The sequence below is a fragment of the Bradyrhizobium sp. genome, from assembly GCF_019244115.1.
Lineage (GTDB): Bacteria > Pseudomonadota > Alphaproteobacteria > Rhizobiales > Xanthobacteraceae > Bradyrhizobium.
The window spans coordinates 1-5092 of sequence record NZ_JAFATE010000451.1; the positions used below are offsets into that span (position 1 = coordinate 1).

Sequence of the window (5092 nt, forward strand, 5' to 3'; positions counted from 1 at the left end):
CAGTGCTGCATAGCTATGTACGGACGGGATAACCGCTGAAAGCATCTAAGCGGGAAACCCACCTCAAAACGAGCATTCCCTTGAGAACCGTGGAAGACGACCACGTTGATAGGCCGGGTGTGGAAGTGCAGTAATGCATGCAGCTTACCGGTACTAATCGTTCGATCGGCTTGATTGCTCTCATTGTCAGTGTCCATGACACGACTGTCATTGCCGGGCTTGACCCGGCAATGCATCGAACAGAGACCTTTGCTTGGCGTTCCAAGCGTGGGTCCCCGGATCAAGTCCGGGGACTGCGCTCGAACGCTGAAGCGTTCGAGCTTGCTTCGTTTTCCTTGTCCTTCGCCGGCCTGGTGGTTCTAGCGAGGAGCCTGAACCCGATCCCATCCCGAACTCGGCCGTTAAACTCCTCAGCGCCAATGGTACTATGGCTCAAGCCCTGGGAGAGTAGGTCGCTGCCAGGCCTGCCAAGGACAAACATTCCTCTTTACGGTTTTCCTGATCGCGACACGATCAGACGAAGCGCCGCCATCCGGTTTCCGGGTGGCGGCGTTTTTCGTTTTGACTGTCCAAAAGGCTTTCTCCCGTCGACACGATCGCCGGCAACGCGAGCCAAGCACACGTCGCAACCAGCGTGCATTGATCAAGTGGAGAGGAGCGACGCTGGCCGCACGCAGCACGGCGAGGACAGCGCGAGCGATAAACTTCTAGTGAGGTTCTGCATCGGACCCGCTGCCGCGTTGAATGATTGGTTCAGCAGCCGTTCAGTTCAAAATTCGTACGCAGTTGGCCCGTAGGTTCCAAACGCCCCTTACAGTCCCCCGAGGAGACTTCCCATGCGAGCGTTCATTCGTCCCGCTCTAGTCGCGCTGATCGTCACCGGTGCTGCATCCCTGGTCATGTCTGTGCAGCCAGTCCTCGCGCAAGCCAAGGACCAGGCGGCGCAGGCCCCTGCTCAGCCGGAGTTGAAACAGATCGCGCTGACCGACAAGCAGATCGACGGCGTGCTCGCCTCACAGAAGGAGATGGATGCCATCACCGAAAAGCTGCCGGAAAACGCCCAGCCTGACGCGAAGGTCATGGGTCAGCTCGATGGCGTCGCCAAGAAGCACGGCTTTGCGTCCTATGACGAATACAACACCGTGGTCGACAACATCGGCCTGGTCATGAACGGCATCGATCCAGCCACCAAGAAGTATGTCGGCTCGGAAGCCGTCATCAAGGCGCAGATCGCCCAGGTCGAGGCCGACAAGAAGATGACGGCGCCCGAGAAGAAGCAGGCGCTCGACAATCTCAACATGGCGCTGAAGGCCAAGGATCCGGACATCCAGAACAAGGGAAACATCGATCTCGTCGTCAAGAATTACGACAAGCTCGCCGCCGCGCTCAGCGAGGACATGAACTGAGCGGGCGTAATTCTATCAAAAGGTCATGGCCGGGCTTGTCCCGGCCATCCACGTCTTGGAGCCAGCAAGCAAGGCGGTGGATGCCCGGGGACAAGTCCGGAACGGAGAAAAATGTTGCGAATAACGCCCCGGAGAAATTCTCCGGGACGTTTGATTCCCGTGCGCGCACGCGTCCGGGCCAGACACGCGCAAGTTTATCCTGTACCCTTCCGCGCGATGACCAGCGCTGAAGGAGCGTGACAGATGAGCATGCGTGAGACTCCCCATCCTGAGGGACTTCTGAGCAACCCAGGCTTCTCGCAGGTCGTCATCGCCTCGGGCCGGCGTACGATCTACACGGCCGGACAGGTCGCGATCGACGCACACGGCGCGCTCGTGGGTGGCGACGATCTCGCCGCCCAGACGGCGCAGGCGATGCGCAATGTCGGTCTGGCGCTGGCGGCAGCAGGAGCGGGCTTTGCCGATATCGTCAAGATCACCACCTATGTGGTGAACTACAAGGCTGAACACCGAACCATCATCGGCGGCGCCCGCCGCCCCTTCTTTGCGGGCGGGACACCTCCGGCAAGTACTCTCGTCGGCGTTGCGGCGCTCGCGCTGCCGGAGTGGCTCGTCGAGATCGAGGCCGTCGCCGTCGCCGACTGAGCCGTTCAGCAGAAAGGCCCGGAGGCTTGTCTCCGGGCCTTCGACTCTGGATCAAATGTGCGTCGCGGCGGACTCAGGTCCGGGTCCGCATCCGCATCATAAAACTGTCAAACGAGAGTTCGGCGACCTGCATCCAGGCCAGCGAATCCGTGCGGTATGAGGTCAGGCTCGCATACATCTTGCCGAAATGCGCGTTGCTCTTGGAAAGATCCGCATAGATCTCGTTGGCGGCGTGGTAGCAGCCCTCCAGCACTTCCTGCGGGAACGGCTTTAGGATCGCGCCGGCGATGATGAGGCGCTTGAGCGCGGGCGCGTTGACGAAATCATACTTGCCCGTCACCCAGGTGTAGGTGTCGGCGGAAGCGGTGGCGACAGCGGCCTGGTAATGTTTCGGCAGCGAATTCCACTTCTCCAGGTTGACGACGTTATGGCCCTGGCCGGTGCCTTCCCACCAGCCCGGATAGTAGTAGTATTTTGCGACCTTGACGAAGCCGAGCTTCTCGTCGTCATAGGGGCCGACCCACTCGGCGGCGTCGATCGTGCCTTTTTCCAGCGCCGGATAGATGTCGCCCGCGGCAAGCTGCTGCGGCACGCCGCCGACTTTTGCGATGATGGTGCCGGCAAAGCCGCCGACGCGGAATTTCAGGCCCTTGAGATCCTCCATCGATTTGATCTCTTTGCGATACCAGCCGCCCATCTGCGCGCCGGTCGAGCCGGTGGGAATGCCGATGCAGCCATATTCCTTGAGGAGGTCGTTGAGCAGGTCCTGCCCGCCGCCCCATTGCAGCCACGAGATGTGCTGGCGCGTATCGAGGCCGAACGGCAGCGACGTGCCAAAGGTGAAGGCGGGGTTCTTGCCCCAGTAATAATACAGCGCGGTGTTGCCCATCTCGACGGTGCCGTTGGAGACCGCGTCGAGCACCTGCAGGCCAGCTACGATTTCGCCTGAGGCGAACGGCTGGATCTGGAAATGATTGTCGGTGATCTCGGCAACGCGCTTGCAGAAATATTCGCAGCCGCCATAGAGCGTGTCGAGCGACTTTGGCCAGCTCGCGGCGAGCCGCCATTTCACATCGGGCGATGATTGCGCGATCGCGGGCGCGGCCACGCCACTACTCGCCAGCGCGACACCGCTCACTTTGAGAAAATCACGACGTTTCATGCGCTTCCCCTCCTTAAAGGCCGTCCTTAAAGGCCGTGCCGAATGCGCGACGAGGGACAACGATCTTGACTGTCGTTTTTGCTTGCTTCGTCGGCGGCCGACGTTTGCGTTGATTGTGCCTGGTTGCCCGGATCATCCGGTTGCACCGGCAGCATGACCAAACGCGACATCCAAATCAAGGACACTGCGTACTCAGGCCATCGGCCGGCCGTTACGCAGTTGCGAGAGCGTGGTGCCCTCGCCGCGTTAACCAATGGCTTGCGGCGAATTGTCTTATTGCCGCCTTAAGCAAACGCGGCCTCCATCGCCTTGCGTATCCTGATGGTCTCGTCATCGGCATCGATCTCGACGTCGCTCCAGCACACGAGGGCGCCGTGCGCGACGGCCTTGTTGAGCTTCACGCGATGCGCAAGCCCAATCGGCAGCGCGCCGACCTTCAGGCTCGCCCGCGCCGGCATCAACTTGCCCCATACCGTGTAGCCGCCTTCACCGTCGAGCACTTCACCGGCGCGCAAATCGCGCTTCGCCACGGCCGCGACGTCACCTCGAAAAGAGAGCGGCTGGCCGGTCGGCTCGCCGCGCAACACGGCAGACAGGACAGAGATATTGAGCTCGAGCCCAATCAGATGATAGGGCTTGTACATCGCCGCATAGCGTCCGCTCGCATCGGTCTTCAGGCCATATTGCCGGAAACAATCGGCGGCATATTCGTTTGGCGCTTCCAGCACGACATAGACGCCCCAGCGCAGATCGCGGAACACCGGACGGCCGTCGCGCTCCAGCGACGACACCACCTCCACCATGCCGGCCTTTTCCAGCAGGCCGCCGCGTCCGCGCGGGCGCAGCACATGCGGCAGGTCGTCGACGCCGCATGGCGGAAATGCGAGCCCGCCCGTGGGAACGTCGAGGCCGGTGGCATTGGCAATCGCCGCCATCTCGATCGCCGATTTGGTGCCGTCGAGAAACGAGTTGAACATCTGCGGATTCATGCCAGCCGACTGCGCCTCGCCGGCGGTGAGGCCATAGTGCTGCCAGACGCCGTCCGGCGTCACGTCGTGATAGGCCGGCAGATATTTTGTGCCCTTGCCGGCGGCGACCACGTGAAAGCCGGTCGCACGCGCCCAGTCCACGAGTTCCGCGGTCAGCGCCGGCTGGTCGCCATAGGCAAGCGAATAGACCACCCCTGCCTTGCGCGCTTCCTCTGATAGCAACGGTCCAGCCAGCACGTCGGCTTCGACATTGACCATCACGATGTGCTTGCCCGCTGCGATTGCCGCGCGGGCATGGCGGATGCCGGCCGCGGGACTGCCGGTCGCCTCGACCAGGGCGTCGATGTCTCCGCGCGTCGCCCTGGCGGCATCGCGGGTGAATGCCGTCGCCGCGATCCGCTCCGCATCCCAGCCGACGGTGCGGCAGGCGTCCCTGGCGCGATCGGGATCGAGATCGACGATGATCGGCACTTCAAGTCCCGGTGTGTGCGGCACCTGCGACAAGAACATCGAGCCGAATTTGCCGGCCCCGATCAGCGCGACGCGAACCGGTTTGCCGGCGGCATGGCGGGCTTGGAGGAGGTGAAAGAGGTTCATGCGAAGCGTCCGATCAAGATCGTCATTCCGGGGCGGTCCGCAGGACCGAACCCGGAATCTCGAGATTCCGGGTTCGATGCTTCGCATCGCCCCGGAATGACGGTGAAAGAAATTACTCCGCTGCCTGCCGATGGGCACGCGCGAGACGCAGCAGCGCGTCGTCGTCGACGGTCTCGATCGGCGTAAAATCGCGGTGCGCGATGTAGTCCGGCCGCGTGGGGGTGCGGATATAGTTCGAGACCGCATTCAGCGTCAGATAGACGATCTTGCGCGGGTAGGGCGTGATGTTGCCG

The 5092-nt window shown here is 62.0% G+C and carries 4 protein-coding genes, 2 rRNA genes and 1 pseudogene; 4 read left to right on the forward strand and 3 right to left on the reverse strand.

The genetic code is table 11. The features are described 5' to 3' along the window. The 4 genes from JOZ76_RS19815 to JOZ76_RS19830 form a co-directional block, all read left to right on the forward strand. Positions 1–178 (forward strand): 23S ribosomal RNA (locus JOZ76_RS19815); the annotation flags it as partial. Positions 179–349: 171 nt separating this feature from the next. Continuing rightward, positions 350–464, forward strand: a 5S ribosomal RNA gene (rrf, locus tag JOZ76_RS19820). Positions 465–836: 372 nt separating this feature from the next. Further along, positions 837–1406, forward strand: a complete 570-nt coding sequence (locus JOZ76_RS19825) for a hypothetical protein (RefSeq protein ID WP_291701041.1) — start codon at positions 837–839, stop codon at positions 1404–1406. 243 nt (positions 1407–1649) lie between these two features. After that, a complete protein-coding gene (locus JOZ76_RS19830) occupies positions 1650–2051 on the forward strand; it encodes a RidA family protein (RefSeq protein WP_291701042.1) in 402 nt (133 codons plus the stop codon). A 73-nt stretch (positions 2052–2124) separates the two neighbouring features. Here the strand turns inward: JOZ76_RS19830 and JOZ76_RS19835 are convergent, their stop codons facing one another. The 3 genes and pseudogenes from JOZ76_RS19835 to JOZ76_RS19845 form a co-directional block, all read right to left on the reverse strand. After that, positions 2125–3213, reverse strand: a complete 1089-nt coding sequence (locus JOZ76_RS19835; protein ID WP_291701043.1) for a TRAP transporter substrate-binding protein — start codon at positions 3211–3213, stop codon at positions 2125–2127. A gap of 284 nt (positions 3214–3497) precedes the next feature. After that, positions 3498–4799, reverse strand: coding sequence for an NAD(P)H-dependent oxidoreductase (locus tag JOZ76_RS19840; protein WP_291701044.1), 1302 nt, complete (start codon positions 4797–4799; stop codon positions 3498–3500). A 112-nt stretch (positions 4800–4911) separates the two neighbouring features. Continuing rightward, positions 4912–5092 (reverse strand): annotated as a pseudogene (locus JOZ76_RS19845) (phytanoyl-CoA dioxygenase family protein); the annotation flags it as partial.